We start from the raw sequence: 22,980 nt of genomic DNA, 5'->3' as shown, positions 1-22,980 counted from the left end.
GGTCGAACTCCGTGGTCAGTCGCGCGTCAGCAGACGCGGTGCAAGCTCTTTCAGGGCGCGGCGGTAGACTTCACGTTTGAATGTCACCACCTGGCCCAGCGGATACCAATAGCTGACCCAGCGCCAGCCGTCGAACTCCGGCTTGCCGGTCAGGTCCATCCGCACCCGTTGTTCATTGCTCACCAGGCGCAGCAGAAACCACTTTTGCTTCTGGCCGATGCACAGCGGTTGGCTGTGGGTGCGGACCAGCCGCTGGGGTAAACGATAACGCAACCAGCCGCGGGTGCAGGCAAGAATTTCCACATCGTCGCGTTCAAGGCCAACTTCTTCGTTCAGCTCGCGGTACAGGGCATCTTCTGGCGTCTCGTCAGGGTTGATACCACCCTGGGGGAATTGCCAGGCATCCTGGTTGATCCGTCGAGCCCATAGCACCTGCCCGGCATCATTCGTAAGAATGATCCCAACATTGGGGCGAAAACCATCGGGGTCGATCACGGCAGCAACCTCGCAAACGCATGTCACCGCATTGTTCCACAAAGCCTGCGAGCGCAGCAACGCGCCCGCCACGCTTATGTGCAGTGCGGTGAAAACTCCTCGTATCGCAATGGCGCGCGAAGCCCTGCCCAAGCTTCAGACCGGCTTGGCGCCCATCAAGCCGGCGATGGACAGCAAACACACCCCGCTGAACACCGCCAGGGCCAGGGTGAAGCGCAACCCCACCACTTCAGCCTTGCGCAGCCGGTTCAGCCGCACCAGCAGCCACCATCCGGCAAACGCGCCCAAGGTATAGAGGACGCTGGAGGCCAGCACCCAGGTCTGCCCCAGCGGCCACCCCACCAGATGCACCAGCCACCAGCCAGTGAACGGCATGCTCAACAGGCACAGCCCCATCCCCCCCCAGACGAACACCAGCGGGCGGCGCAGCAGCTTGGCGTAGGCCTGGGCATCGCCGTGGCGACGGGCGCGCACGGTCCAGGCCGTCAGCCCGAGGGCGCCCAGCAGCAACAGCACGGTGGCGGTGATGTGCAGGGCCTTGAGGGTGGTGAGGTGTTCCATGTCTTCACATCCTTGAGCAATAAGCCAAGCTTAGCCGCTCAACCCAGGAACAGCTTGTACGCCGGGTTGTCTGTCTCGTCCCAGTACGGGTAACCGATCTTGGCCAGCGCCGCCGGTACCAGGTGGCGTTCGTCCTCCGGCACCTGCAAGCCTGCCACCACGCGCCCGTCAGCCGCACCGTGGTTGCGGTAGTGGAACATCGAGATGTTCCAGCGCCCACCCAGCTTGGTGAGGAAGTTGAACAACGCCCCCGGCCGCTCGGGGAACTCGAAGCGCAGCACGATCTCGTCGCTGGCACCGGCCGAATGCCCACCGACCATGTGCCGGATGTGCAGCTTGGCCAGTTCGTTGTCGGTCAGGTCGGTCACCGGGAAGCCCTGCTCGATCAGGTGCTGCACCAGCGCGGCGCGGGGGTCGTTTTCCGGGTGGGTCTGCACGCCGACGAAGATGTGCGCCTCATCGGAGGTGTGCTTGCGGTAGTTGAATTCGGTGATCTGACGCTTGCCGACGGCCTCACAGAATGCCTTGAAACTGCCCGGGCGCTCGGGGATGGTCACGGCGATGATGGCTTCGCGCCTCTCGCCCAGCTCGGCACGTTCAGCCACATGGCGCAGGCGGTCGAAGTTGACGTTGGCGCCCGAGTCGATGGCAACCAAGGTCTGCCCGGTCACGCCACTGAGCTCGACATACTTCTTGATACCCGCCACGCCCAACGCGCCGGCAGGTTCGGTGATCGATCGGGTATCGTCGTAGATATCCTTGATTGCCGCGCAGATTTCATCGGTACTGACAGTCACCACCTCATCCACATGGTGGCGGCAGATGTCGAAGGTGTGCTGGCCAATCTGCGCCACCGCCACGCCATCGGCGAACAGCCCGACCTGTGGCAGCACCACGCGCTCGCCAGCCGCCATCGCTGCCTGCAGGCAGTTGGAATCGTCCGGCTCGACGCCGATCACCTTGATTTCCGGGCGCAGGTACTTCACATAGGCGGCAATGCCGGCAATCAGGCCCCCGCCGCCCACCGGGACGAAGATCGCGTCCAGTTGCCCCGGATGTTGACGAAGGATTTCCATCGCCACGGTGCCTTGGCCGGCAATGGTGTGCGGGTCGTCATAGGGGTGGATATAGACGAAGCCTTTCTCGTCGACCAGCTTCAGCGAGTAGGCCAGCGCTTCCGGGAACGAATCGCCATGCAGCACTACCTTGCCGCCGCGCGAGCGCACACCTTCAACCTTGATCTCCGGCGTGGTCTTGGGCATCACGATGGTGGCCTTGATGCCCAGCTCCCGGGCCGCCAGGGCCACGCCCTGGGCGTGGTTGCCAGCCGAAGCAGTCACCACGCCGCGGGCCAGCTCTTCCTGGGTCAGCTGCGCCAGCTTGTTGTACGCCCCGCGGATCTTGAACGAGAACACCGGCTGCAGGTCTTCGCGCTTGAGCAGAATCTGGTTGCCCAGGCGCTTGCTCAGCTGCCCGGCGCTCTGCAACGGGGTTTCGACAGCGACGTCGTAGACGCGCGAGGTGAGGATCTTCTTGACGTACTGTTCGAGCATCGGGAAAGCATCACTGGCCGCGGGACAAGGGCTGCGAGTCTACCCCAGCGCTACGTCGGGCGACCACAGCAAAGCCGCCCGAGCCGTTATACTAGGCTCCTTTGACTACCGCCCTGCCCCTTTCCGGAGCCCGCATGACCCAGGACCAACTCAAACAGGCCGTCGCCCAGGCCGCTGTCGACTTCATTCTGCCAAAGCTGGATGAAAAGAGCGTCGTCGGCGTCGGCACCGGTTCGACCGCCAATTTCTTCATCGACGCCCTGGCCCAGCACAAGGCCGCCTTCGATGGCGCGGTCGCCAGCTCCGAGGCCACCGCCCAGCGTCTGAAGGGCCATGGCATCCCGGTCTATGAGCTGAACAGCGTCAGCGAGCTGGAGTTCTATGTCGATGGCGCCGACGAAAGCGACGCGCACCTGAACCTGATCAAGGGCGGCGGCGCGGCCCTGACTCGCGAGAAGATCGTCGCGGCCGTGGCCAAGACCTTCATCTGCATCGCCGACGGCAGCAAGCTGGTGCCGGTGCTGGGCGCCTTCCCGCTGCCGGTCGAGGTCATCCCGATGGCCCGCAGCCACGTTGCGCGTCAGCTGGTCAAGCTGGGCGGTGACCCGGTGTACCGCGAGGGCGTGGTAACCGACAACGGTAACGTGATCCTCGATGTGTACAACTTGCACATCACCAATCCGGTTGAGCTGGAAGCACAGATCAACGCCATTGTCGGCGTGGTGACCAACGGCCTGTTCGCGGCGCGCCCGGCGGACCTGCTGTTGCTGGGTACCGCCGAAGGCGTGAAGACCCTCAAGGCCGAGTAACGGCGAGCCCGAGCGAGCCGAGGTACCCGGTCAGTCGTTCTTCTTGAAGCGATAGAACAGGTTCGGCTCGCTGACCATGTACAGGTTGCCCTGATCGTCCATGGCAACGCCTTCGGCACGCGGGATGGTGTGCTGCAGGCCGTTGAAACCTCCCAACAAGGTCATGAAGCTGACCTGCTGACCCTGCTCATCAAGCTCCAGCAGCATGTTGGAGTCGGCCGACAACACCAACAGATGCCCCGTGCGCGGGTCGACACCCAGGGCCGACAGGTTACGCAAGTCGAGTTCGTCGTTGGCCAAGACCTGTTTGTCACCCTTGAGCGGGCTGCGCCCGTCGCTGCTCCAGGTGTACAGCTTCGGCGGCCGCTCCTCACCGATCACCAGGCGCTGGCGCATCGGGTCCCAGGCGACGCCTTCGAAGCCCTTGTTGCGCTTCATCGACTCGCCCAGGTCGTAACTCTGGAAATCCGCGTGGTTCAGCGAAACGGTCTGGGCATCCACCTTGACCACGGTCAGGTCGTGCAGGCGTTCATCGGTGATCGCCAAATGGCCATCTTCCATCACGGCGACGCCTTCCGGGTTGTTCCAGCCCACCAGCGGTATCTTGCGCAGCACGTCGCCGTCGAGACTGAGCTCGACCAGGTACGGGTTCTTGCCCATCACCGCGAACAACGTGCGAGTGTGCGGGCTGTAGGCGATGTCCGAAGCTTCGTCATCCTCCATGCCCGGCAACACTTTGCCGTCGATGTCGACCTGATAGTCCGGCAGCCACACGCTTTCGCTACGCTCGGCGCTGGTTTCGAAGCCTTCCTTGACCCACAGCATGCCGCGGTCATCCCAGTGCATGGCCACGGCCACGCCGTAACCGATCACCGCCGCAACGGCCAGGCCGAAGGTCCAGCGCAGGTAGAAGCGGCGCTTGGGGGATGCGGATGCGCTGGAGGATGCTGGCATGCGAAATTCCTGGGGACATGGGCGAAGATCCGCGCATTATCCGGATGGGGTGTGAAAAAATCGGTAAACCGCGCCAGCCTCTTCGCGGGCACGCCCGCACACAGGGATCGCATAGAGCCTGAGGCTTGTGCATCACCTGTGGGAGCGGGCGAGCCCGCGAAGAAGGCCGCCGCGGTATGGGCTCAGAGCACCCGGCTCTCGAAGCGGCAGACGCCCGGCAGCTCCAGCACCAGCTCGTCACCGACATTGAACGGCCCGACACCGGCCGGCGTGCCGGTCAGGATCACATCCCCTGCCTGCAGCGAGAAATGCGCCGCCATGTACTGGATGATCGGCACGATAGGGTTGAGCATCATCGCGCTGTTGCCGTCCTGGCGCACTTCACCATTGATGGTCAGGCGCACCGGAATATCGGTCACATCTTCAAAGGACGCTGCGGAAACGAACGGTGGCAGCACGCAAGCACCATCAAAGCTCTTGCACAGCTCCCACGGCAGGCCCTTTTCCTTGAGCTTGGCCTGCACGTCGCGCAGGGTCAGGTCCAGCGCCGGGGCGTAGCCGGAAATGGCATCCAGCACTTCTTCCTCGGACGCACTGGACGACAGCGGCTTGCCCAGCAACACGGCAATTTCCGCCTCGTAGTGCACCGAGCCACGGTCGGTCGGGATCTTGAACCCGCCTTCCAATGGCACCACGCAGCTGCCCGGCTTGATGAACAGCAGCGGTTCGGCAGGAATGGGGTTGTCCAGTTCCTTGGCGTGTTCGGCGTAGTTGCGGCCGATGCACACTACCTTGCCCAGCGGGAAATGAATGCGCGTGCCGTCTACGTACTGGTGCTGGTAACTCATTGCCGACTCCTTTGCTTACTGCTTTTGTTCAGGAGCGAAGATCTTACCCGGATTCATGATGCCGTTAGGGTCGAAGACGGCCTTTATTGCCTTCATGCAGGCAATTTCTTCGGGCGAGCGGCTGTAGCCCAGGTAGTCGCGCTTGGTCATGCCCACGCCGTGCTCGGCAGAGATCGAGCCGTTGTAGCGCTGGACGATCTCGAACACCCACTTGTTGACCTTGGTGCATGAGGCGAAGAAGTCATCCTTGCTCATGTGCTCGGGCTTGAGGATGTTCAGGTGCAGGTTGCCGTCACCGATGTGGCCGTACCAGACCACCTCATAGTCCGGATAATGCTCGCTGACGATGGCATCGATATCGCGCAGGAACGCCGGTACCTTGGAAACGGTGACGGAAATGTCGTTCTTGTAGGGCGTCCAGTGGGAAATGGTCTCGGAAAGGTACTCGCGCAGTTTCCACAGGTTCTTCAGCTGGGTTTCGCTCTGGCTCATCACCCCATCCAGCACCCAGCCCTGCTCGACACAATGCTCGAAGGTGGCCAGCGCTTCGTTGGCAACTTCATCGGTGCTGGCTTCGAACTCCAGCAAGGCGTAGAACGGGCAGTCGGTGGCGAACGGGGCAGGCACATCGCCACGGGCCATGATCCTGGCCAGGCCCTTGTCGGAAAAAAACTCGAAGGCGGTCAGGTCGAGCTTGCCCTGGAAGGCATGCAGCACCGGCATGATCGAGTCGAAATCCGGCGTGCCCAGCACCATCGCCGTGAGGTTGCGCGGGGCACGATCCAGGCGCATGGTCGCTTCCACCACGAAGCCCAGGGTGCCTTCGGCGCCGATGAACAGCTGACGCAGATCGTAGCCCGTGGCGTTCTTGATCAGGTCTTTGTTCAGTTCCAGCAGTTCGCCCTTGCCGGTGACCACTTTCAGACCAGCCACCCAGTTGCGGGTCATGCCGTAACGGATGACCTTGATGCCGCCGGCATTGGTGCCGATATTGCCGCCAATCTGGCTGGAGCCGCTGGAGGCGAAGTCCACCGGGTAATAAAGGCCGTGTTCTTCGGCAAAGGCCTGCAACTGCCGGGTGATCACCCCGGGCTGGCACACTACGGTGCGGTCGAAGGCATTGAAACCGACAATCTGGTTCATGTAGTCGAAGGCGACCACGACTTCGCCATTGGCCGCCACAGCCCCGGCGGAAAGCCCGGTACGCCCGCCGGACGGTACCAGTGCAACGTGGTGCTGGTTGGCCCAGCGGACGATGGCCTGCACCTGTTCTACGGTCTTGGGGAACACGATGGCCGTGGGCGCGGGTGGGTAGTGCTTGGTCCAGTCCTTGCCGTAGGCGTCCAGGGAAACGGGGTCGGTCAGGACCTTGCCAGGGTCGACAAGGGTCATCAGTTCATCAATTACAGCGGGGTGGGTCATCGCTGGAACTCTCGACTTATTCATAGTCACCCTGAGCACACTTCACCTGTCGGGATAAGCTCAGATTGTGTCGCGTATGCTAGCATAGCCCCCCCGCTGTTCATGCTAAGGCTGCCGTAGCGCCTGGCATCAGTCCTCGCCATTTTTTCTCCGGGATACAGGTTTACGCAGATGAGCAAGACTTCTCTCGACAAGAGCAAGATCCGGTTCCTTCTTCTTGAAGGTGTGCACCAGAACGCAGTCGATACCCTCAAGGCTGCCGGCTACACCAACATCGAATACCTCACCGGTTCATTGCCGGATGCCGAGCTGAAGGAAAAGATCGCCGATGCCCACTTCATCGGCATCCGCTCGCGCACCCAACTGACCGAGGAAATCTTCGACTGCGCCAAGAAACTGGTCGCCGTCGGCTGCTTCTGCATCGGCACCAACCAGGTCGACCTGGCAGCAGCCCGCGAGCGTGGCATCGCCGTCTTCAACGCACCTTACTCCAACACCCGTTCGGTGGCCGAACTGGTGCTGGCCGAGGCCATCCTGCTGCTGCGCGGCATCCCTGAGAAGAACGCTTCCTGCCACCGTGGCGGCTGGATCAAGAGCGCAGCCAACTCGTTCGAGATCCGCGGCAAGAAGCTGGGCATCGTCGGCTACGGCTCGATCGGTACCCAACTGTCGGTCCTGGCAGAAAACCTGGGCATGCAAGTGTACTTCTACGACCCGCTGACCAAGCTGCCGCTGGGCAACGCTGTACAGGTCACCAGCCTCAACGAGCTGCTGGGCCTGGCCGACATCGTTTCGCTGCACGTGCCTGAACTGCCGTCCACCCAGTGGATGATCGGCGAGAAAGAAATCCGTGCGATGAAGAAGGGCTCGATCCTGATCAACGCCGCCCGTGGCACCGTGGTCGAACTGGACCACCTGGCTGCCGCAATCAAGGACAAGCACCTGATCGGCGCTGCCATCGACGTGTTCCCGGTCGAGCCGCGCTCCAACGACGAAGAGTTCGAAAGCCCGCTGCGTGGCCTGGACAACGTGATCCTGACCCCGCACATCGGTGGTTCCACCGCCGAAGCCCAGGCCAACATCGGCCTGGAAGTCGCCGAGAAGCTGGTCAAGTACAGCGACAACGGTACTTCCGTTTCCTCGGTCAACTTCCCGGAAGTTGCCTTGCCAGCACACCCAGGCAAGCACCGCCTGCTGCACATCCACGAAAACATCCCGGGCGTGCTCAGCGAGATCAACAAGGTCTTCGCCGAGAACGGCATCAACATCTCCGGTCAGTTCCTGCAGACCAACGAGAAAGTGGGTTACGTGGTGATCGACGTTGACGCCGAGTACTCCGACCTGGCGCAAGAAAAACTGCAACAGGTCAAGGGCACCATCCGTTCGCGCGTCCTGTTCTAAGGTCGCTGGCGGCAAGAAAAAGGGAGGCCCTGGCGGCCTCCCTTTTTTATTTCACTTCAACAGTGATCTTCTTCGATTCGACACTTGGCTTGAATGGCACGTGATATTGGTCACCCAGCACCAGTTGCAGGGTGTGCTTGCCCGGCGTCAAGGTGATGGTCGTTTCGGTTTGCGCCTTGCCGAAGTGCAGCACTTGCGGGCCGGCCGGCAACGCGGTACCAGCTGCCGGCATCAGGCTGGTCGGCAGCGGCATGTCGGCTACAGGTTCCTTGTCCACATCCACCAGCAGGTGATGGTGGCCGGTATGCGGGGTCTGGTCTCCCGCAGGCTTGAGTTGCATGCCCTCGATGCCGAACTTGACGGTGAATGTCGCGGCGACCTGCTCGCCATCTTTGGGGGAAAGGATGGAAACCTTGGCACCCGCGGGCGGCTCCTGGCTCTTCAGGGCATCAGCGGCGCTGGCGAACACCGAGACGCCCACCAGCAAACCCGCTACGGCAGCACGCGAAAATAGGCTGTTCATTCACTTCTCCTTGATTCACTTATTGACCGCTGCCAGTTAAACGAATGGCGGCGGTAGTTCACGATAGCCCACAAAGACAAATATTTCAGTTAGGGTTAAACCTCGCCAAGGCTTCAAGGTCATAGGCTGCGCTCGACTGCGACGGGGAAGAAAGTCGCGGCGAAAGTTACTCATCTGCTGAAGAAAAAGGGGCATTACATGCGTTCGACCATAGGCGTACTGCTGGCAGTACTGATCACTCCATTGGCTCAGGCCGAGCTGATAGACGACATCAACGACCGGGGCGAACTGCGCATTGCCGTGCAGCCCGACAACGCACCCTATTCATTCAAGGATCAGCAGAGCGAACGCCTGACCGGCTTTGAAATCGAGTTTGGCCAGGATCTGGCCAGTGAACTGGGCCTGCGTGCCGATTTTGTCGAGGCGACGGCAGCGGAAGTCCTGCCAGGTGTGGAAAAGGGCACGTACGACATCGCCCTGACCCCGGCGAGCGAATCGCTGAAGTCGGATGGCTCGTTCGATGTGAGCCAAGCATTTGGCGACAAGAAGCTGGTGATCCCTTTCCAGAAGGACAACCCGGCGTTCGAGACCGCGTTGAACAAAGCGCTCGACCGCCTTAAGGAAAAAGGCCGCACGGAGGAGCTGGAGAATAAGTGGTTCAAGGCCATGCAGGCAGGCGAGCCAACGCCTGCTGCGCTTGTTCCAGCTCCAGCTCACTGAAGACCTGCACGCCCTCACGCCGCAGCAATGCCGTGGTCACCCCCTCGCCCGGCACCTTCACCCCGCTGAAGGTGCCATCGTAGGTCAAGCGGTTGCCACACGAAGGGCTGCCCGCCTTCAGCACCGCCACCCCAATGCCATGCCGCCGCACCAGCGCCAGCGCCTGCTGTGCCCCGGCGAGAAATTCGCCAGTGACATCCTCGCCGGTCACCGTCAGCACCTGCACTTCACCCGCGAGCACCTGCGAGCCCTGACCTCCGGGGATCTCCGCCGGTGGCCGCGGTGTCGGCAAACCGCCCGCCACCTCCGGGCACAAGGGCACCACACGCCCTTCAGCCTGCCACTGCCGCAACACATCGGGATGCCCACTGGCCCGACCGTCATAGCGCACCGGCTGGCCCAGCAGGCAGGCGCTCACCAGCACCTTGGGCAGATCAGAACGGGTCATTGCCACGGCGCCGGAACCAGCCGGTCAACGACAGGCGCTCGCGCCTGGCCGGCAGCACTTCGTGCGGCACCTCACCGGAAAGGAATATCGCCAGGCAACCTGCCACCGGCTGCACATCGTGCTCGACATCGTCCGCCAGGAACATGCGCAGCTGCCCGCCGTCCTCCGGCAGCCAGTCTTCGTTCAGATAGAGCACCGCCGACACCATGCGCCGGTCATCGTCGCGGAAGCGGTCCAGATGCCGGCGATAGAACGCCCCCGGTGGATACAGGGCGAAGTGGCATTCGAAATCTTCCAGGCCCAGGAACAGGCCCTGGTTGATGGCCTGACGCAACTGGTCCATCGCCGCCAGGTACTGGTCGCAGGCCTCGGCCTGGCCGGGGTCGATCCACTGGATCTGGTCACCGCGAATGCTCTCGCGCACCTCCTGGGCATCACCGCGCCCGACGCCGGCCGGGTTGAGTTCGCCTTCGGCATCACGGCGCCGGCATTCAGCCGCCAGCGCGCGCACCAGGTCGGCAGGCAGGAAGAGCGCCTGCTGCGACCAGCCACGGGTGGCCAGATCGTCGACGACGGCCGCAAGCATCGGGTTTTCAGGGGAGATGTGCATGGCGCGCATCATATCCATTCGCCCTGTCGGCGCACAGCGCCACTTGGCTGAGAAGCGCTCGGATTGCTCGACAAAACGGCGCCGGGCCTAGGACAATAGCCGCCTGCCGACAGGAGTCCTGAATGCGCCGTCTGTTTTCCCTGCTTCTGCTGATGATCTGCACCATGCCTGTCTGGGCAGACACCCTTGATCAACTGTACAAGGCCGCCGGCTGGCCCGACCAGCGCGCCCACTTTTCCGATGCCGTGAGCGCGGCCCAGCAGCGCTACCGCAACAGCCTGCCACCTGCGGTTTACCAGGCGCTGGTCAACAACAGCAACCAGCGCTTCCAGGCCCAGGCAATGGACAATCGTGCCTTGGCCATGCTGCGCAGCACGTTGCCCAACCCGGCGCCGGCGCTGGCCTTCTTCCAGTCGCCGCTGGGGCGCAAGATTGTCGCCGCCGAGCTGCTGGCCACGCGCAAGGACCAGCTGGCCAAGAACGCCAAGGGCCTGCCGAAGATGCAGGCCAGCGACAATCGCTTGCTGGTCATAGGCCACCTGGCCCGGGCCCTTCCAGCCCGCGAGGCCGGCGCCGAAGTCAGCCTGGCGATCGCCGGCGTAGCCGCCGACAGCCTGAGCTCGATGATCCCCGGCCTGTTCGGCGCCACCCAGGCCCAAAGCCTGCTCGACGGCCAGCGCCAGCGTCTGATGGGGCAGATCGGCGAAGACCTGAACAATACCTTGCTGTACGTCTACCGCGACCTGTCCGACGACGAGCTGGAAGAATTCGCCACCTTCGCCGAGTCGCCAGACGGCAAGGCTTATTACCAGGCCGCCGTGGCTGCGGTGCGTGCCGGCCTGGCGGTGGGCCAGAACAGCGCCGACCTCAAATGATCAGCCCAGGCGCTGCTCGATGAAATCGAAGTAACGCCGGCGAATGTCCGGCAGCTCATTGGCCAGGTGATGGCGAGCTTCGGGCAACATCAGGATCTGTGGCTCGCTGAACTTGGCCTTGAGCACTTCGAGGTTGTAGGGCCAATCCACCGTACCGTCCGCTTCGCCCTGCACGATCAATGGCCGTCGCGCGCAGTGCGGCGCCGCCTCGATACGCTTGACCCAGGCAATCAAAGCGCCGACCCAGGCCGTGGGCAGCCGCCGCGGTTGCAGCGGGTCGGCTTCGAGGAAGGGCAGGAAGGTCGGGTCGTTGGTGTTCTCGCTGAAGCGCCGCTCGATGCCGTTGACGAAGTGGCGCAATACCCGATAACTGAATTTCGACCAGCGCCAGGACCGGGGCCGCACCAGCGGCGCCAGCAGGATCACCTCGCCATCGATGGGGCTGCGCTCGCCTTCGTTCAGCAAGTGATCGACAGCGATGGCGCCACCGGTGCTCTGCCCGCACAGGTGCCAGGGCCGTGGCAGCTCCAGGCCACGCGCCTGTTCGAACAAGGCCTCCAGCACCTGCTGGTACAACGCGAAATCGCTGATGCTGGCGCGCTCGCCACTGGACAGGCCGTGACCTGGCAGGTCACAGCTGATCACCGCGTAACCGCGCTTCAGCGCCCAGTTGATCACATGGCGATAGAGGCCCATGTGGTCGTAGTAGCCGTGCAGCAAGAATAACGTCGCGACCGGCTGTTCAGGCAACCAGACCTGCCCGACCAGTTCGAACCCCGCGGCCTGGAAACCGCCAAGCCAGCTCTGCGCCGGCAGGTTCAGGCCATAGAAGCGCTGGTAGTCCTGCGCCTGCGCGGCCAACGGCTGGCGTCTGGCCAACGGCGCGAGGCTGGCACGCAGGAGATCGGGATGAAAGGCAGCGGGCATCAAGTACATCCAAGGCGGAACGAGTATTGATCTGGGATATTCAGCTCTGGCCGGCGTCGTGGCAAGCTTGCTCACCTCGAACAGGCCGCTCCCACAGGAAGGCCGCGGACACTTCATGAAGATTCGAACCATCAGACAGATATCGGCGGGCCTCGCACTGGTGCTCTGCGCACTTGTGCTCTGGCAGGCCTACGCCACTTTCCAGTCCCGCTACCTGCGCCCGTTCGACAACCAGACCACCTTTTTCGACGGCAGCCAGCTGCAACTGCCCGCCGACCTCGCCGGCCCCGGCCCGGTCCGCGTGGTGCACTTCTGGGACCCGGCCTGTCCGTGCAACGTTGGCAACCAGCAGCACCTTGGCGAGCTGATCACCCAGTTCGCAGGCCAGGGCGTGACCTTCCACGTCCTGCAGAAAGCTGGCAGCCACGGCCAGCTACCCGCCAACCTGAGCAGCCTGCAACCCATCGCCCACTTGCCCGGCAGCGAACATTTGCCCGCCTCTCCCGCCGTGGCCATCTGGGACCGCCAAGGTAACCTGGCCTACTTCGGCCCCTACAGCGAAGGCGCCGTGTGCAACGCCAGCAACAGCTTCATCGAACCGATCATAAAGACGCTGCTGGCCGGCCGCAAAGTCAGCGCCGCCAATACCGTGGGCCTGGGCTGCTACTGCCCATGGGCCGGCTGACGCACTCGCGCCGGGTTGCCCACCGCCGTCGCCCCGGCGGGTATATCACGGGTCACCACGCTGCCAGCTCCAATCACGGCATTGTCACCAATGGTCACCCCCGGCAGGATGATCGCCGCCCCGCCGATCCACACGTTGTCGCCAATGGTCACCGGTCTCCCGCTTTCCAGCCCGCTCCGGCGGACCTCGGGGTCGAGCGGGTGGTCAGCCGTGTAGATCTGCACGTTGGGGCCGATCTGGCAGTCGTCGCCGATGCGCACCGGCACCACATCGAGGATCACGCAGTTGAAGTTCATGAACGTGTTGCGCCCGACGCTGATGTTGTAGCCGTAGTCGCAGTAGAACGGCGGGCGGATCACCGTACCTTCGCCGACATGGCCGAAGTGCTCGGCCAGCAGACCGTTGCGCGCGTCATTGAGCAGCTCGACGCTGTTGTTGTAGCGGTGCATCCAGTGCTTGTTGGCAATCTGCTCGGCCTGCAGCTCGGGGCAGCCGGCGTGGTAGAGCTGGCCACTGAGCATTTTCTGTTTTTCGCTGAGGGACATGGAAACTCCTTTGAGAGGGCTATGCTCTGTTCGCGAATCCGTTGATGATCGGACCACAGTTTCCCTTCGAATGCACAAGGAGTTTCGATGAAGCGCAGCCTGACCCTGTTGGCCGTGGTCGTTGCCTTAGCCGCTGGTGCCGGTTACTGGTACGTGCACGGCAAGCTGCCGCAGCGTGAGGGCGAAGTGGCCATGGCCGGGCTGCAAGGCCCGGTCAGCGTGCGCTACGACGCCCGCGGCGTGCCTCATCTGCAAGCACAGAGCGAAGCGGACCTGTACCGCGCCCTGGGCTACGTGCATGCCCAGGACCGTTTGTTCCAGATGGAGATCATGCGCCGCCTGGCCCGTGGCGAGCTGGCCGAAGTGTTGGGCGACAAGCTGCTGCCCACCGACACCCTGTTTCGCAGCCTGCGCATCCGCGAGCAGGCTGCGCTGATGGCTCAGCGCCAGGACCACCAATCGCCCGCCTGGCAAGCCTTGCAGGCCTACCTCGAGGGCGTCAACGCCTGGCAGGCCAGCCACCCCAAACCGATGGAGTTCGACCTGATCGGCATCACGCCACGGCCGTTCACTGCCGAAGACACGCTAAGCATCGCCGGTTACCTGGCCTACAGTTTCGCCGCAGCGTTTCGCACCGAACCCGCACTGACCTACATCCGCGACCAGCTCGGCCCGCAATACTTGAAGATTTTTGACCTCGATTGGCAACCGCAGGGCGCCCTGGGCACGCCACTGGCGGCGGCGGACTGGCAAAGCCTCGAAGCCGTGGCCCGCGCCAGCCACGAGGCGCTGGTAGAAGCCGGCATCCCGCAGTTCGAGGGCAGCAATGCCTGGGCCGTTTCCGGCAGCCGCACCCGCAGCGGCAAACCCTTGCTGGCGGGCGATCCGCACATCAGTTTTGCCGTGCCCGCCGTCTGGTGGGAGGCAGAGCTTTCGGCGCCCGGCTTCAACCTGTACGGCTACTTCCAGGCGCTGAACCCGTTCGCGATGCTGGGGCACAACCGTGATTTCGGCTGGAGCCTGACCATGTTCCAGAACGATGACGTCGACCTGATCGCGGAAAAGACCAACCCTGCCAATGCTGACCAGGTGATGATCGACGGCCAGTGGCAAACGCTGGAAAAGACCGCGCAGCAGATTGCAGTCAAAGGCGAGCAACCCGTCACCATCAACCTGCGCCGCTCACCCCACGGGCCGATCGTCAACGAGGTCCTCGGCGCGACGGCCGGGACCACGCCGATTGCCATGTGGTGGGCGTTCCTCGAAACCGAGAACCCGATCCTCGAGGGCTTCTACCAGCTCAATCGCGCTGACACCCTGGGCAAGATGCGCGAAGCGGCGGCCAAGGTGCAGGCGCCGGGGCTGAACTTCGTCTGGGCCAATGCCCGTGGCGATATCGGCTGGTGGGCGGCGGCGAAGTTGCCGATCCGCCCCGACGGGGTGAACCCGGCGTTCATCCTCGACGGCGCCAGCAGGCAGGCAGACAAACCCGGTTTCTACCCGTTCAGCGTCAACCCGCAACAGGAAAACCCGGCAAGCGGTTATATCGTCTCGGCCAACTACCAGCCACCGGCCGTGGTACCGATACCCGGCTACTACAACCTCCCCGACCGCGGCCGCCAGCTCGACCGCCAGCTGGCCAACCCGCAGGTGAAATGGGACATGCAGAACAGCCAGGCGCTGCAGCTCGATACGGCCAGCGACTACGGCCCACGTACCTTGGCGCCCTTGTTGGCGACCCTGCGCCAGATCGCCCAGGGTGACGAGGAAAAGGAACTGGTCGAACAGCTGGCTGCCTGGCGCGGCGACTATCCACTGGACTCCACCAGCGCCACGTTGTTCAACCAGTTCCTCTACGAGCTGGCCCAGGCCGCGCTGCATGACGAACTGGGTGACACCTGGTTCCCGGTGCTGATCAGCACCCGCGCCATCGATGCCGCACTGCCGCGCTTGGCTGCAGACGCCGATTCGCCCTGGTGGAACACCCGCGGCGCCAGCCAGCGCACTGACCGCACTGCCATCGTGCGCGTGGCCTGGCAGAACAGCCTTGGCCACTTGCGCGACACGCTTGGCAAGGACCCGGCCAGCTGGCAATGGGGCAAGGCCCATACCCTGACCCACAACCATCCACTGGGCGCGAAAAAGCCGCTGAACCTGCTGTTCAATGTCGGCCCATTTGCCGCCCCCGGCACCCATGAGGTACCAAACAACCTGTCGGCGAAGATCGGCCCGGCGCCGTGGCCAGTGACCTATGGCCCGTCGACGCGGCGCCTGATCGACTTCGCCGATGCCGGGCAGGCGCTGACCAGCAACCCGGTCGGGCAGAGTGGCGTGCCATTCGACCGGCATTTCGCGGACCAGGCCGAAGGGTATGTCGAAGGGAAATACCAGCGGGCGCAGATGGGCGTGATTCCAGCGCAGAGCACCCTCAGGCTTGTCCCCGGCACCCGTGAGTAATCTTGAAAACCCTTGAAAACTGCTGAAGAGACTGTTCCATGCAAAAACACTTCATCGAAATCGATGGCGCTCGCATGAGCTATGTCGACCAAGGCCAGGGCTTCCCGGTGCTGCTCGGCCACAGTTACCTGTGGTCGGCCGAAATGTGGCAGCCACAGGTCGAGGCCCTGTCACAGCACTTCCGGGTCATCGTCCCCGAACTCTGGGTCACGGTGACTCCGATGCTCCGCCCGCCACCACCACCGACATGAGCGCACTGGCCCGTCAGCATCTGGCATTGCTGGACGCGCTGGACATACCCCAGTGCCACCTGGTCGGCTTGTCGGTTGGCGGCATGTGGGGCGCGCAACTGGCCATCGAACACCCCGAGCGGGTCGACCGCCTGGTGCTGATGGACACCTACCTCGGCGCCGAGCCGGAGGCGACCCGACTGAAGTACTTCGGTTTGCTGGATGCGGCGAGTGCGGCGGGGTTGTTCCCTGAACCACTGCTGGACATCGTCGTGCCGATCTTCTTCCATGCCGGTGGGCAGACGGTGCCCGAGGTGCGCGATGGCTTCCGGTCGGCGTTGAAGGCGAGCAGTGCCGAGGTGATTCGCAACAGCCTGGACCCAATGGGGCGGGTGATCTTCGGGCGGCCGGACCTGCTGGGGCGGCTGGGTGAGCTGAAGGGTGACAGGACCATCGTGATCTGTGGAGACCAGGACATTCCGCGGCCGCCTGAAGAGTCCAACGAGATGGCGCGGATCATTGGCTGCCTGGCGGCGCAGATACCGTTTGCGGGGCATATCTCCAGCCTGGAGAACCCGCAGGTGGTCAACGCGTTTCTGCTGAACTGGCTACCGCGAAAACCCTGAGATAGACGAGGCAACTGAAACTTTCCTGCAACAAACGCCTCAAAACGCTTCAGACTGCTACATGCAAGGCCATCACCGACAAGGACGATAATGATGAACAGCCCCTGCTCGCCTGATTCCAACGATCAACTGCTGTGGCTGCTGGCACTGCGCCGGGCTTTGGGTGGACTACCTTCGGCATAAGCCTGTCCTGGCCTCTTCGCGGGCAAGCCCGCACAGGCTTCGCACAGCTTCTTGTGGGAGCGGGCTTGCCCGCGAAGAGGCCAGTGAGGCCAGCCACACACACAAAAACGCCGACGCAAATGCGTCGGCGTTTTCATACAGCCATCAAACCATCAGAACGCAGGCAGTACCGCACCCTGGTATTTCTTGGCGATGAATTCCTTAACCTCAGGGCTGGTCAGCGCCTTGGCCAGCTTCTGGATAGCCTCACTGTTCTTGTTGTCCGGGCGGGCTACCAGGAAGTTCACGTACGGCGAGTCGCTGCCTTCGATCACCAGCGCGTCCTTGGCCGGGTTCAGGCCGGCTTCCAGGGCGTAGTTGGTGTTGATCATGTCCAGGTCGACCTGGTCCAGCACGCGCGGCAGCATGGCCGATTCAAGCTCGCGGAACTTCAGCTTCTTCGGGTTCTCGGCGATGTCTTTCGGAGTTGCCAGGGCATTCTTCGGGTCTTTCAGGGTGATCAGCCCGGCCTTCTGCAGCAGCAGCAGGGCGCGGCCGCTGTTGCTGCCCTCGTTCGGGATGGCAACGCTGGCGCCTTCTTTCAGCTCGCTCAGGCTCTTGACCTTTTTCGAGTAGCCACCGAACGGCTCGACGTGCACGCCGATCACGGTTTCCAGGTGGGTGCCCTTGCCTTCGTTGAAGTTCTGCAGGTACGGCAGGGTCTGGAAGTAGTTGGCGTCCAGGCGCTTCTGGTCAACCTGTACGTTCGGCTGCACGTAGTCGGTGAAGACCTTGATCTGCAGGTCCACACCTTCCTTGGCCAGGGTCGGCTTGATCAGCTCGAGGATCTCGGCGTGCGGTACCGGGGTCGCGGCCACGACCAGTTTCTCGGCGGCAGATGCCAGGCCAGCGAACGACAGAGCGGCGGCCAGGGCAGTGGTCAGCAGGGTCTTTTTCATGGTGTTCCTTGTTCTGGATCTGGGCCATCGCGGATGGCGAAGTCGGATGCCCAACCGTTTCACTGGAGGGCGTGAGGCGGACGATACCGAGATTTTTTATTCCCTAACAATATCTTTTAATTAGCTGCTTATTCCAAAAACAAAATGCCACCATCCAGTTTGCTTATAGCTCGTCTAGCTCACGGGGTTGGGCAAATCGAGATCCTGCGGCAGCAGCTCGTCGTCCTCGCTCACCAACAGCGCGAAGTGGATCACATTCTCCAGCTCGCGGGTGTTGCCTGGCCAGGCATGGGCTTCAAGCAGCTGTTGCGCGGCCTCGCTGATCAGCGCCAGTGGGCGCTGCAGGCGCACGCTGTAGATACCCACGAAATACTCGGCCAATGGCAGGATATCGCCCGGGCGCTCACGCAGTGGCGGCAGCTCCAGCGCGCCCTCGCGCAGGTACTGGTACAGGCGCTCATTGAAGCGCCCGGCCTTCACCACCCGCGCCAGGTCTATGCTGGTCGCGGCTACCAGGCGGACGTCCACCGGCTGTGGTTGCTGCGCGCCGACACGGGTGACCTCGCGGTTCTCCAACGCCGCCAGCAGCTTGCCCTGGATCGCCAGCGGCAAGTCGGCAATCTCGTCCAGGTACAAGGTGCCACCATTGGCCGAACCGAACCAACCGGCGCGGCTGCTGGCCGTACCGCCCTGGCTGCCGGCGCTGTAGCCGAACAGTTCGGCGTCGGCATAGGTCGGGCTGATGGCCGCGCAGTTGACCGAGACGAAAAGTCCGGGGCGGTCACTGGCCCGGTGGATCTGCCTTGCCAGCAATTCCTTGCCGGTACCCGTCTCGCCGCGTATCAGCACCGGTACTGGCTGCGGCGCCAGCTGTTCCAGGGCCTGACGCAGCTGCTGCGAGCGCGGGTCGATGAACACCAGCGCCTTGGCACGGATGCTCAGGGGGCTCTTGTCCAGTTCAGGGAAGGTCAGCAATGGCTGGCCGAACGGGTTTTGAAAAGTCATGACGAACTCCCGCCCCAGACCTTCGTGGCCGGGCGTCAGGCAAACGTTGAACGGTCGGGGCCGATCAGGCGCGACGCAATGCGCGCTGCTCGACCCGGCTCTGCAGGCGATACAGGTAGGCGAAGCCTTGTTCCCAGCGCTCATGGCCGGACTTCACGTTGATATGCCCGGCATTGCTCAGCAGGCCCGTCTCGGCGCCCCACGCCTGGGCCAGGTACAACGCACGTGGCACGCTGACCGCCGGATCGTTGTCCGAGCTGACCACCTGGCTTGGGAACGGTAGCGCCTGCAGGGGGATCGGCGCGAAGTTGCGCAAGGCCGGCGCACAGGCGGGTCGCTCGACATCCGCCGGCGCCACCAGCAACGCGCCGCGCACCCGGCGCAGCAGGGTTGGGCTTGCGTGTGCGGCCCAGTGGGCGACGGTGATGCAGCCGAGGCTATGAGCGATGAGAATCACCGGTGAGCGTTCGGCGGCAATCGCCTGCTCCAGCGCCTGCACCCAATCGCGGCGCTGTGGGGTGAGCCAGTCCTGCTGCTCGACCCGGGCGCTGTTGGGCAACGTGCGCTGCCAGTGACTCTGCCAATGGTTGTCTGGCGATCCTTGCCAGCCCGGCACAATCAGATAACGGATTGACTCATTGCGCATGGGGACGCCTCCAGTAAGTTTGCGTGCTTGGGAATCAGTATAGGGAGGCATTTATATTCGTAAAGGAATAAGAAGCTATTTATTAATAACTAAAATTGCACTTAGATAACAGGCAAAAAAAAGGGCCAACCCCTGCCAAGAGATGTGGCCCCTAAGCACTTGCCTGAAGAAGGTGAAGATTACCGTGCAGTTATTACCGCCAGCTTGCTGATCCCGGCGCGCTCGATCGCAGCCATGGCCCGCGCCACTTCGCCATAGTTCACGCCATCATCGGCCTGCAGCTGCACACGCACGTCGGCGTCCTTGTCTTTGGCCGCCTTGAGGTTGCTTTCCAGCAGGTCTGGCTGGATCTCGTCCTTGTTGATGAACAGCTTGCCACCCCCATCGATGCTCACCACCAACGGGTCCTTCTGCTCCACTGGCGCCACGGCCTCGGTCTTGGGCAGGTTGATCGGAATGGCGTTGGTCAGCAGCGGCGCGGTGACGATGAACACCACCAGCAGTACCAGCATGACGTCCACCAGCGGCGTGACGTTGATTTCACTGAGGACTTCGTCGCTATCCTGGGTCGAAAAGGCCATGTCAGGACGCCTCCTTCACCGGCTGGGTGAAACCACCCTGGGCCTTGTGCACAGCCGGGTGCACCAGCACGCGGAAGGCACTCTTCTGCGCCAGGCTGTAGAAGTCGTGAGCGAAGTCATCGAGGTCGGCCGCCGTCAGCTTGAGGCGGCGCAGGAAGTAGTTGTAGACCAGCACCGCCGGCACCGCGACGGCGATACCCACACCGGTGGCGACCAGCGCCGCGCCGATCGGCCCGGCCACGGTTTCGAGGCTGGCGGAGCCTGCCGCGCTGATACCTTTGAGCGCTTCCATGATGCCCCACACGGTGCCAAACAGGCCGATGAAGGGCGAGGTGCTGCCGATACTGGCAACCACCGCCAGGCCGGTTTCCAGCGAGCGACGCTCACGCACGATCTGCTGGCGCAAGGCGCGTTCGAGGCGGTCCTGGTGGTTGATGGCGTGGCTCAGGTCATTGGCGTGCGCTTCACCGACCGCAATCGCCGCATAACCGGACTGGGCGACACGGGCGGCCGGGCCTGGCAGTTCGTGGCTTATTTCCGCCGCCGAGTCGAGGCTCGATGCGGCCCAGAATTGCTGGTGGAAGCGCTTGTCCTGATTCTTCAGCCGTACGAACTGAACGATCTTGACCAGGGCCAGGCCCCAGGTGACGACGGAAAAACCGACCAGCAGCCAGATGACTGCACTTTCAACGGATTCGAGGGGAGATGCCAGCAGGCTCATGATGATGTCTTCCTGTGTTCTGCGAAAAAGTTAGCGAAGCTTGAAATCGATCGGCACGCTGACCCAGCCGGCCTGGGCCACGTCACCCTGCTTGGCGGGGACGAAGCTCCAGCGCTTGACCGCAGCCAGCGCGGCGGCGTCGAGGGCATCGCGGCCGCTGCTCTGCTGGATCTGGATTTGCCCCGGCTTGCCGCTGGGCAGCACCTCGACGCGCAACAGCACGGTGCCTTCCCAGCCACGGCGCAGGGCCATTTGCGGGTACTCCGGTGCCGGGTTCTTCAGGTACGCGGCGTTGGCCGAAGGCGGCGTGACCGGTGCCGGCGCGGGTGGCGCAGGCGGCGCCGGGGCCGCGACCGGAGCAGGCGGCGGCGCCTCGACCGGTTTGGGTTGGGGCTTGGGTGGTTGCTTGGCGACCGGCTTGGCCACGGGTTTAGGCTTTGGCTTGGGCTTGGCGGCCAGCTCGTCGATCACCGGGGGCGGTGGCTCGACCACCGGCGGTGCCGGGGCTGGCGGTGGCGGTTGCACCACCGGCGGCGCGGGCGCGGCAAACTCGATGGTCATGGGCGGAATCTGTGGCGGCACCACGGGCAGCGCGGGCGTGGGGGCCTGGCTGACCCAATAGGCAGCGGCACCGTGCAGGGCCAGCACCAGCAGGCCCAGCGCCAGCTTGTCACGGCGCTTGAGGCCGCTGACCGGGGTGCGTTGCAGGCGCAGCTGGCCCAACGGCAGGCGAAGCGTCCGTCCAAGGTCGACCAGGTCACCCGGGCTCGGGCGCCATGGCTGGTCGTAGGCCCTGACGGCCGACTGGACATTACCCATTGATCAAACTCCTGGGGGTTCTTGATTCAGGTGTGTGGCTGAATCATCGCGGGCAGGGGCTTATCTCTTAAAGTAATGTTTGAAATTAAAGTTAGATTCTTTGGGAATATCAATTTTATGGGGATGGCTCTAGGCCGCGGGATTCGCGGGGTGTGGCGATAGGTTGTGTTGCTGATGCTTCGTGGGCATATGAAATATTCTCGTAAGGCATCAGATTGCCGCGAGGGCTGCGCCCTCGTTTCGCGACACAAGGCCGCTCCCACAAGAGACCGCGCAAGGCCCGAACTCATGCGGTCCAATGTGGGAGCGGCCTTGTGTCGCGAAAGGGCTGCAAAGCAGCCCCGGCAATCAGTCAGGCATAAAAAAGCCCAGAACCAAGCCTGGGCTTCTCAATATCAAAGGCGAATCAGATATCCGCCACCTTCTGCCAGACCTTCGGCCGGAAGAACAGTGTCTCTCCGCGCGCCAGCCCGGTCAGGCTGTCGTGGTCCTTGACCACCTCGGCCTCGATCAGCTCGCTCTGCCCTTCCACCTTCAAGGTCACCCGCGTCGTGGCGCCCAGCGGCCGGATATCACGCACCTCGGCCGCATGGTGACCCTCGGTCTCATGCCGCGACAGCGACACTTCGTGCGGGCGGAACAACACATGCTGGCCCTCGCTCAAGGCCAGGCGGTTGGAGTCGCCGAGGAAGTGGTAGACGAAATCGTTGGCTGGCTGCTCGTACACCTCGCCCGGCGAGCCGATCTGCTCGATCACGCCCTTGTTCATCACCACGATGCGGTCAGCCACTTCCATGGCCTCTTCCTGGTCGTGGGTGACGAACACCGAGGTCAGGTTGATGTCCTCGTGCAGCCGCGCCAGCCAGCGGCGCAGCTCCTTGCGCACCTTGGCGTCGAGCGCACCGAACGGCTCGTCGAGCAGCAGCACCTTGGGCTCCACCGCCAGGGCGCGGGCCAGGGCGATACGCTGGCGCTGGCCACCGGATAGCTGCTCGGGGTAGCGGTCGGACAGCCAGTCCAGTTGCACCATGTTCAGCAATTCGTGGACCTTCTCGGCAATCTTGCTTTCGCTCGGGCGCTCGCCCTTGGGCTTCATGCGCAGGCCGAAGGCGACGTTGTCGAACACACTCATGTGGCGGAACAGCGCGTAGTGCTGGAACACGAAGCCGACGTTGCGATCACGCACGTCGTGGCCAGACACGTCCTCGCCATGGAACACGATGTTGCCCTGGTCCGGGGTTTCCAGGCCGGCGATGATGCGCAGCAGGGTGGTCTTGCCGCAGCCGGAGGGGCCAAGCAGGGCCACCAGCTCGCCGCTGTTGATGTCCAGGTTGATAGCGTTCAGTGCCTGGAAGCTGTTGAAGCGCTTGCTGACGTTACGAACTTCGATCGACATGA

Annotated in this window: 24 protein-coding genes and 1 pseudogene; 7 read left to right on the top strand and 18 right to left on the bottom strand. The window is 63.2% G+C overall.

What is annotated here, in order from left to right; translation table 11 throughout:
* Nucleotides 1-15: 15 nt before the first annotated feature.
* The 3 genes from ACTORR_RS15585 to ilvA all read right to left on the bottom strand — a co-directional run bounded on the left by ACTORR_RS15585 (nt 16) and on the right by ilvA (nt 2,609).
* Nucleotides 16-495, bottom strand: a complete 480-nt coding sequence (locus ACTORR_RS15585; RefSeq protein ID WP_003249017.1) for an RNA pyrophosphohydrolase — start codon at nt 493-495, stop codon at nt 16-18.
* Nucleotides 496-630: 135 nt separating this feature from the next.
* Nucleotides 631-1,056, bottom strand: coding sequence for a DUF2269 domain-containing protein (locus ACTORR_RS15580; protein ID WP_262108144.1), 426 nt, complete (start codon nt 1,054-1,056; stop codon nt 631-633).
* A 38-nt stretch (nt 1,057-1,094) separates the two neighbouring features.
* Entirely contained in the window at nt 1,095-2,609 is a 1,515-nt protein-coding gene (gene ilvA / locus ACTORR_RS15575) for a threonine ammonia-lyase, biosynthetic (RefSeq protein WP_054885500.1), read from the bottom strand.
* Between the two features lie 134 nt (nt 2,610-2,743).
* Here ilvA and rpiA point away from each other — a divergent pair, with 134 nt between their 5' ends.
* Nucleotides 2,744-3,418: a ribose-5-phosphate isomerase RpiA gene (rpiA, locus tag ACTORR_RS15570; protein WP_262108143.1), complete on the top strand. Its 675-nt coding sequence runs from the start codon at nt 2,744-2,746 to the stop codon at nt 3,416-3,418.
* A gap of 30 nt (nt 3,419-3,448) precedes the next feature.
* On the opposite strand, the gene ACTORR_RS15565 is transcribed toward rpiA, so the two are convergent.
* The 3 genes from ACTORR_RS15565 to ACTORR_RS15555 all read right to left on the bottom strand — a co-directional run bounded on the left by ACTORR_RS15565 (nt 3,449) and on the right by ACTORR_RS15555 (nt 6,642).
* Entirely contained in the window at nt 3,449-4,372 is a 924-nt protein-coding gene (locus ACTORR_RS15565) for an SdiA-regulated domain-containing protein (protein WP_054885498.1), read from the bottom strand.
* A gap of 182 nt (nt 4,373-4,554) precedes the next feature.
* On the bottom strand, nt 4,555-5,220 hold the full coding sequence (locus tag ACTORR_RS15560) for a fumarylacetoacetate hydrolase family protein (protein WP_054885497.1): 666 nt from the start codon (nt 5,218-5,220) through the stop codon (nt 4,555-4,557).
* A gap of 15 nt (nt 5,221-5,235) precedes the next feature.
* Nucleotides 5,236-6,642 carry an FAD-binding oxidoreductase gene (locus ACTORR_RS15555; RefSeq protein ID WP_441343709.1) on the bottom strand — a complete coding sequence of 469 codons (1,407 nt, stop codon included), beginning with the start codon at nt 6,640-6,642 and terminating at the stop codon, nt 5,236-5,238.
* A 171-nt stretch (nt 6,643-6,813) separates the two neighbouring features.
* On the opposite strand from ACTORR_RS15555, the gene serA reads away from it, so the two are divergent.
* Nucleotides 6,814-8,043, top strand: a complete 1,230-nt coding sequence (serA, locus tag ACTORR_RS15550; protein ID WP_054885495.1) for a phosphoglycerate dehydrogenase — start codon at nt 6,814-6,816, stop codon at nt 8,041-8,043.
* Nucleotides 8,044-8,089: 46 nt separating this feature from the next.
* Here the strand turns inward: serA and ACTORR_RS15545 are convergent, their stop codons facing one another.
* Complete coding sequence (locus tag ACTORR_RS15545) at nt 8,090-8,566, bottom strand: DUF4399 domain-containing protein (RefSeq protein WP_054885494.1); 477 nt, start codon at nt 8,564-8,566, stop codon at nt 8,090-8,092.
* 198 nt (nt 8,567-8,764) lie between these two features.
* On the opposite strand from ACTORR_RS15545, the gene ACTORR_RS15540 reads away from it, so the two are divergent.
* Nucleotides 8,765-9,286 (top strand): substrate-binding periplasmic protein, encoded by a 522-nt coding sequence (locus tag ACTORR_RS15540; protein ID WP_054885493.1) that lies wholly within the window; start codon nt 8,765-8,767, stop codon nt 9,284-9,286.
* On the opposite strand, the gene ACTORR_RS15535 is transcribed toward ACTORR_RS15540, so the two are convergent.
* Nucleotides 9,225-9,734, bottom strand: a complete 510-nt coding sequence (locus ACTORR_RS15535) for a DUF523 domain-containing protein (RefSeq protein WP_099814448.1) — start codon at nt 9,732-9,734, stop codon at nt 9,225-9,227. The two genes, ACTORR_RS15540 and ACTORR_RS15535, sit on opposite strands and share 62 nt — an antisense overlap.
* Nucleotides 9,721-10,353, bottom strand: coding sequence for a 2OG-Fe(II) oxygenase (locus tag ACTORR_RS15530; protein ID WP_054885531.1), 633 nt, complete (start codon nt 10,351-10,353; stop codon nt 9,721-9,723). Before ACTORR_RS15530 ends, ACTORR_RS15535 begins: the two co-directional genes overlap by 14 nt.
* Before the next feature lie 113 nt (nt 10,354-10,466).
* Between ACTORR_RS15530 and ACTORR_RS15525 the strand changes: the two genes are divergently transcribed.
* The gene (locus ACTORR_RS15525; RefSeq protein WP_099814447.1) at nt 10,467-11,219 is read left to right on the top strand and encodes a DUF2059 domain-containing protein; all 753 of its coding nucleotides are present in this window, start codon (nt 10,467-10,469) and stop codon (nt 11,217-11,219) included.
* Here the strand turns inward: ACTORR_RS15525 and ACTORR_RS15520 are convergent, their stop codons facing one another.
* Nucleotides 11,220-12,146, bottom strand: a complete 927-nt coding sequence (locus ACTORR_RS15520) for an alpha/beta hydrolase (protein ID WP_054885490.1) — start codon at nt 12,144-12,146, stop codon at nt 11,220-11,222.
* A 115-nt stretch (nt 12,147-12,261) separates the two neighbouring features.
* On the opposite strand from ACTORR_RS15520, the gene ACTORR_RS15515 reads away from it, so the two are divergent.
* On the top strand, nt 12,262-12,831 hold the full coding sequence (locus ACTORR_RS15515) for a DUF6436 domain-containing protein (RefSeq protein ID WP_313364762.1): 570 nt from the start codon (nt 12,262-12,264) through the stop codon (nt 12,829-12,831).
* Here ACTORR_RS15515 and ACTORR_RS15510 read toward each other — a convergent pair.
* Nucleotides 12,810-13,376, bottom strand: coding sequence for a sugar O-acetyltransferase (locus tag ACTORR_RS15510; RefSeq protein WP_313364761.1), 567 nt, complete (start codon nt 13,374-13,376; stop codon nt 12,810-12,812). The two genes, ACTORR_RS15515 and ACTORR_RS15510, sit on opposite strands and share 22 nt — an antisense overlap.
* A gap of 87 nt (nt 13,377-13,463) precedes the next feature.
* On the opposite strand from ACTORR_RS15510, the gene ACTORR_RS15505 reads away from it, so the two are divergent.
* On the top strand, nt 13,464-15,833 hold the full coding sequence (locus tag ACTORR_RS15505; RefSeq protein ID WP_313364760.1) for a penicillin acylase family protein: 2,370 nt from the start codon (nt 13,464-13,466) through the stop codon (nt 15,831-15,833).
* A gap of 38 nt (nt 15,834-15,871) precedes the next feature.
* Nucleotides 15,872-16,689 (top strand): annotated as a pseudogene (locus tag ACTORR_RS15500) (alpha/beta fold hydrolase).
* Between the two features lie 335 nt (nt 16,690-17,024).
* Here ACTORR_RS15500 and ACTORR_RS15495 read toward each other — a convergent pair.
* From ACTORR_RS15495 to ACTORR_RS15465, 7 genes are all read right to left on the bottom strand, one after another.
* Nucleotides 17,025-17,810: a MetQ/NlpA family ABC transporter substrate-binding protein gene (locus ACTORR_RS15495; protein WP_054885481.1), complete on the bottom strand. Its 786-nt coding sequence runs from the start codon at nt 17,808-17,810 to the stop codon at nt 17,025-17,027.
* A 174-nt stretch (nt 17,811-17,984) separates the two neighbouring features.
* Nucleotides 17,985-18,815, bottom strand: a complete 831-nt coding sequence (locus tag ACTORR_RS15490; protein ID WP_313364759.1) for a sigma 54-interacting transcriptional regulator — start codon at nt 18,813-18,815, stop codon at nt 17,985-17,987.
* Nucleotides 18,816-18,879: 64 nt separating this feature from the next.
* The gene (locus ACTORR_RS15485; protein WP_313364758.1) at nt 18,880-19,461 is read right to left on the bottom strand and encodes an alpha/beta hydrolase; all 582 of its coding nucleotides are present in this window, start codon (nt 19,459-19,461) and stop codon (nt 18,880-18,882) included.
* Nucleotides 19,462-19,640: 179 nt separating this feature from the next.
* Nucleotides 19,641-20,042 (bottom strand): ExbD/TolR family protein, encoded by a 402-nt coding sequence (locus tag ACTORR_RS15480; protein ID WP_054885478.1) that lies wholly within the window; start codon nt 20,040-20,042, stop codon nt 19,641-19,643.
* A 1-nt stretch (nt 20,043) separates the two neighbouring features.
* Complete coding sequence (locus ACTORR_RS15475) at nt 20,044-20,763, bottom strand: MotA/TolQ/ExbB proton channel family protein (protein ID WP_054885477.1); 720 nt, start codon at nt 20,761-20,763, stop codon at nt 20,044-20,046.
* 30 nt (nt 20,764-20,793) lie between these two features.
* On the bottom strand, nt 20,794-21,582 hold the full coding sequence (locus ACTORR_RS15470; protein ID WP_099814440.1) for an energy transducer TonB: 789 nt from the start codon (nt 21,580-21,582) through the stop codon (nt 20,794-20,796).
* Between the two features lie 406 nt (nt 21,583-21,988).
* Complete coding sequence (locus tag ACTORR_RS15465; RefSeq protein WP_027920905.1) at nt 21,989-22,978, bottom strand: sulfate/molybdate ABC transporter ATP-binding protein; 990 nt, start codon at nt 22,976-22,978, stop codon at nt 21,989-21,991.
* Nucleotides 22,979-22,980 lie beyond the last annotated feature (2 nt).

The organism is Pseudomonas sp. SAR267 (assembly GCF_052077595.1).
GTDB classification, from domain to species: Bacteria; Pseudomonadota; Gammaproteobacteria; order Pseudomonadales; family Pseudomonadaceae; genus Aquipseudomonas; species Aquipseudomonas vlassakiae.
Note: the sequence above shows the minus strand (reverse complement) of the source record. Positions and strands in the feature narration are given on the sequence as shown.

Bases quoted from the DNA above. Each gene is read 5' to 3' on its own strand.
- ACTORR_RS15580 (WP_262108144.1), bottom strand. From the start codon at position 1,056: ATGGAACACCTCACCACCCTCAAGGCCCTGCACATCACCGCCACCGTG.
- ilvA (WP_054885500.1), bottom strand. From the start codon at position 2,609: ATGCTCGAACAGTACGTCAAGAAGATCCTCACCTCGCGCGTCTACGAC.
- rpiA (WP_262108143.1), top strand. From the start codon at position 2,744: ATGACCCAGGACCAACTCAAACAGGCCGTCGCCCAGGCCGCTGTCGAC.
- ACTORR_RS15565 (WP_054885498.1), bottom strand. From the start codon at position 4,372: ATGCCAGCATCCTCCAGCGCATCCGCATCCCCCAAGCGCCGCTTCTAC.
- ACTORR_RS15560 (WP_054885497.1), bottom strand. From the start codon at position 5,220: ATGAGTTACCAGCACCAGTACGTAGACGGCACGCGCATTCATTTCCCG.
- ACTORR_RS15555 (WP_441343709.1), bottom strand. From the start codon at position 6,642: ATGACCCACCCCGCTGTAATTGATGAACTGATGACCCTTGTCGACCCT.
- serA (WP_054885495.1), top strand. From the start codon at position 6,814: ATGAGCAAGACTTCTCTCGACAAGAGCAAGATCCGGTTCCTTCTTCTT.
- ACTORR_RS15545 (WP_054885494.1), bottom strand. From the start codon at position 8,566: ATGAACAGCCTATTTTCGCGTGCTGCCGTAGCGGGTTTGCTGGTGGGC.
- ACTORR_RS15540 (WP_054885493.1), top strand. From the start codon at position 8,765: ATGCGTTCGACCATAGGCGTACTGCTGGCAGTACTGATCACTCCATTG.
- ACTORR_RS15535 (WP_099814448.1), bottom strand. From the start codon at position 9,734: ATGACCCGTTCTGATCTGCCCAAGGTGCTGGTGAGCGCCTGCCTGCTG.
- ACTORR_RS15530 (WP_054885531.1), bottom strand. From the start codon at position 10,353: ATGCGCGCCATGCACATCTCCCCTGAAAACCCGATGCTTGCGGCCGTC.
- ACTORR_RS15525 (WP_099814447.1), top strand. From the start codon at position 10,467: ATGCGCCGTCTGTTTTCCCTGCTTCTGCTGATGATCTGCACCATGCCT.
- ACTORR_RS15520 (WP_054885490.1), bottom strand. From the start codon at position 12,146: ATGCCCGCTGCCTTTCATCCCGATCTCCTGCGTGCCAGCCTCGCGCCG.
- ACTORR_RS15515 (WP_313364762.1), top strand. From the start codon at position 12,262: ATGAAGATTCGAACCATCAGACAGATATCGGCGGGCCTCGCACTGGTG.
- ACTORR_RS15510 (WP_313364761.1), bottom strand. From the start codon at position 13,376: ATGTCCCTCAGCGAAAAACAGAAAATGCTCAGTGGCCAGCTCTACCAC.
- ACTORR_RS15505 (WP_313364760.1), top strand. From the start codon at position 13,464: ATGAAGCGCAGCCTGACCCTGTTGGCCGTGGTCGTTGCCTTAGCCGCT.
- ACTORR_RS15495 (WP_054885481.1), bottom strand. From the start codon at position 17,810: ATGAAAAAGACCCTGCTGACCACTGCCCTGGCCGCCGCTCTGTCGTTC.
- ACTORR_RS15490 (WP_313364759.1), bottom strand. From the start codon at position 18,815: ATGACTTTTCAAAACCCGTTCGGCCAGCCATTGCTGACCTTCCCTGAA.
- ACTORR_RS15485 (WP_313364758.1), bottom strand. From the start codon at position 19,461: ATGCGCAATGAGTCAATCCGTTATCTGATTGTGCCGGGCTGGCAAGGA.
- ACTORR_RS15480 (WP_054885478.1), bottom strand. From the start codon at position 20,042: ATGGCCTTTTCGACCCAGGATAGCGACGAAGTCCTCAGTGAAATCAAC.
- ACTORR_RS15475 (WP_054885477.1), bottom strand. From the start codon at position 20,763: ATGAGCCTGCTGGCATCTCCCCTCGAATCCGTTGAAAGTGCAGTCATC.
- ACTORR_RS15470 (WP_099814440.1), bottom strand. From the start codon at position 21,582: ATGGGTAATGTCCAGTCGGCCGTCAGGGCCTACGACCAGCCATGGCGC.
- ACTORR_RS15465 (WP_027920905.1), bottom strand. From the start codon at position 22,978: ATGTCGATCGAAGTTCGTAACGTCAGCAAGCGCTTCAACAGCTTCCAG.